Annotated in this window: 2 protein-coding genes and 2 pseudogenes; 2 read left to right on the forward strand and 2 right to left on the reverse strand. The window is 67.1% G+C overall.

The window, feature by feature from the left end:
• Positions 1-816, forward strand: a pseudogene (locus VJ655_RS15575) (hypothetical protein); the annotation flags it as partial.
• A 40-nt stretch (positions 817-856) separates the two neighbouring features.
• Here the strand turns inward: VJ655_RS15575 and VJ655_RS15580 are convergent.
• On the reverse strand, positions 857-1,735 hold the full coding sequence (locus tag VJ655_RS15580; protein WP_324112622.1) for a dienelactone hydrolase family protein: 879 nt from the start codon (positions 1,733-1,735) through the stop codon (positions 857-859).
• A gap of 55 nt (positions 1,736-1,790) precedes the next feature.
• Positions 1,791-2,819, reverse strand: coding sequence for a N(4)-(beta-N-acetylglucosaminyl)-L-asparaginase (locus VJ655_RS15585; RefSeq protein ID WP_324112624.1), 1,029 nt, complete (start codon positions 2,817-2,819; stop codon positions 1,791-1,793).
• A 53-nt stretch (positions 2,820-2,872) separates the two neighbouring features.
• Between VJ655_RS15585 and VJ655_RS15590 the strand changes: the two are divergent.
• Positions 2,873-2,973, forward strand: a pseudogene (locus VJ655_RS15590) (hypothetical protein); the annotation flags it as partial.

A 2,973-nucleotide genomic window follows, 5' to 3' on the forward strand; every position in this document is an offset into this window, starting at 1 on the left:
GCGCATGAGCTTTTCCACGCTTGGAATCCCGGTCGCCTGGGCGAGCCGATCGGCCCAAGCGGATACTGGCTCAGCGAAGGCTTCACCGACTTCTACGCCCGCCGACTTCTGCGACGCGCGGGCCTGATTTCGTCGGCGGCGTTCGCCGGGCTCTGGAACGAGTCGCTTCGAGCTTATGGCGTCTCGCCGGCCCGGACGATGCCCGGCGCGCGGGCCGCCGAGGTGTTCTGGACAGACCCCATCGCCGAGAAGATCCCCTATCAGCGCGGTGCGATGCTCGCTGCCCTCTGGGATTGGCGCCTGCGCCAGCGTGGCCTCACCCTCGACGCCGTCCTCCGCGCGCAGGCGGAGACCTTTCGAAAACGTCCGAACGCTTCACTGACGGAGCTGTTCGTCGCCGAAATGATTAAGGCGGGCCTCGACATTCGCGAGGACCTGGCTCGCCATGTCGACGAAGGCGCGACGATCGAGCTGCCCCAGGACGTTTTCGCACCTTGCGGCAAACTGGAGACCGTCACAGCGCCCAGCTTCGAACTCGGCTTCGAACCCGAACCGACCTCGGACGGGTTTTTGAAGGTCTCCCGGATCAAACCCGGTAGCGCCGCCGAACGCGCAGGCCTTCGCGACGGGATGACCATTGTGCGCAAGATCTCCGGCGCCAACGGGGATTCAACCCGGCCGTACGAATTGCTGATCCGGTCCACGGATGGCGCGATCCGGACGGTCCGCTTTCTCCCCCAGGGCGATGGGGCCGTTCGATACCAGAGCCTGACGCTCGATCCGGAGGGCGGAACGAACGCCTGCGATTTTCGATAAACACGCGACGCCTCCGAGCGAGGCGCCGCGATATCGCCCCTTACCCCAGCGCCTTCTTGTAGAGCGCCAGCAGGTTGCTCCAGGCCTTTTCGGCGGCTTCTTCGTTGTAGACCTGGCTGCCCTTGACGGTCCAACCGTGGGCGGCGCCGGCGAAGACCTCGACCTGGGCCGGACGCCCCGCCTCGGCGAAGGCGGCTTTCAGCTTGTCCTTGGCCGTCGGGTCTTGCTTGTCGTCGTTGTCGGCGATCTCGATCAGGTACTGGGCGTGGGTCTTGGGGATCAGCAGGTGCGGACTGTCGGGATTGTCGGCGACGAGGCCCGCGCCGTGGAAGCTGGCGACGGCGGCGATCCTGCCCGGGGCGGCCGCGGCGGCGCGGAACGACAGCGGCCCGCCCATGCAGTAGCCCTGCACCCCGATCTTCTTGGCCTTGTCGGTCTGCGGCTGGGCGTCGAGGAAGGCGACATAGGCGGCGGCGTCCTTGAACGTGCCAGCCGGCGTCACCGAGGCGCGCATCGGCGTCAGCTTGGCGCGATCGTCGGGATTGGCGAAGTTGAACGCGCCTTCGATCACCGGGGCCTTCTTGACCCGGTAATAGAGGTTGGGGACCAGCACCACATAGCCGGCGGCGGCGAGCCTGCGGCCCATGTCGCGGAACACCGGCCGCAGGCTCATCACGTCGGGCCAAAGCAGCACGGCCGGCCACTTGCCCCCAGCTTTTTGGCCCTTTGCCTTGGGATAGAACAGCGCCGCGTCGGTGACGCCGTCCGGCGTCTTGATCTCGACGTCCTTCTCCTCGACCGCGTCGTCGGCGCGGGCGACCGTGGCGACACCGGTTAGGGCGGCGGTCATCAGGCCGAAGGTTCGGCGAGAGATGCTGGGATCTTGAACAAGGCCGGGGTGGATATCGTCATCGCACATGGCGGTCTCCTCCTGAACGCGAGGGACGCACCCTATAACCGTGTTCTCCGTTCGACTACCGGGTCTGATAGGTCGCCTTGCCGGGTAGCAGCAGGTCCTGCTTGCGGGCGTCGCACAGGGCGTAGCTGAAGCCCGACTGAATCGCCCAGGCCCCGACCTCACCCTGCTTGTTGATCGCCAGGAAGCCGACCTGGATGTCCTTGGCCTGTGGCTTCTTCTTGAGAATCCGCTCGACGGCCTCGCGACAGGCGGCCTGCGGCGAGCGGCCCTGGCGCATCAGTTCGACCACCAGGAAGCTGCCGACATTGCGGATCACCTCCTCGCCGACGCCGGTCGAGGTGGCCCCGCCGACCTCGTTGTCGACATAGAGGCCCGCGCCGATGATCGGGCTGTCGCCAACGCGGCCGCGCATCTTCCAGGCCATGCCGCTGGTGGTGCAGGCGCCGGCGATGTTTCCCTTGGCGTCGATGGCCAGCATGCCGATGGTGTCGTGATTGTTGGCCCCGCCCGGCGTGCCGAGCTGGCCGGTGGTCTTGCCGTAGTCGCCCACTTCGCTGTTGGCCCTGGGCTGGTACTTGGCGTCCTTCTTCCACGCTTCCCACGCTGCGGCGGATTCCGGCGTCAGCAGCTCTTCGTACTGAAAGCCTTGTTCGATCGCGAACTGCAGGGCTCCTGCCCCGACCAGCATCACGTGCGGCGTCCTCTCCATCACCCGCCGAGCGACCGAGATCGGATGGGCGATGTGCTCCAGCGCCGCGACCGAGCCGCAGTTGCCCAGGGCGTCCATGATGCAGGCGTCCAGCGACACGTGGCCGTCTCGATCCGGATAGCCGGCCCGACCGACGCTGTGGTTCTTGAGGTCCTGCTCGGGCACGCGCGCGCCGGCCTCGACGGCGTCGAGCGCGCCGCCGCCCTTGGATAGCACCGCCCAGGCCGCCTGGTTGGCGGCGACGCCGAAATCCCAGGTCGAGATCACGCAGGCCCCTTCAAGACGAACGCCCTCGCCCCCGGTGGCCGACGCCCGTCCGCCGAGCATCGCCGATCCCGCCAGGGTCGCGCCGATCAGGCCTCTACGATTCATCATGCCGGTGTGCTCCAAGAAGACCGCCGAATCCGTATCACGACCGGAGAGAGATCATGACCGCCGCCAACAATCTCGTGGAAGGGCGCATCCTGCTGGAAGTCTGTGTCGATACGCCCGCCGGATTGGCGGCGGCGATCGCCGGTGGCGCGGATCG

It is taken from the genome of Caulobacter sp., assembly GCF_035254145.1.
GTDB lineage: Bacteria > Pseudomonadota > Alphaproteobacteria > Caulobacterales > Caulobacteraceae > Caulobacter.

What these genes read in the sequence shown, in the direction of transcription:
- VJ655_RS15580 (WP_324112622.1), bottom strand. Translation starts at nt 1,735, where the DNA reads ATGTGCGATGACGATATCCACCCCGGCCTTGTTCAAGATCCCAGCATC.
- VJ655_RS15585 (WP_324112624.1), bottom strand. Translation starts at nt 2,819, where the DNA reads ATGATGAATCGTAGAGGCCTGATCGGCGCGACCCTGGCGGGATCGGCG.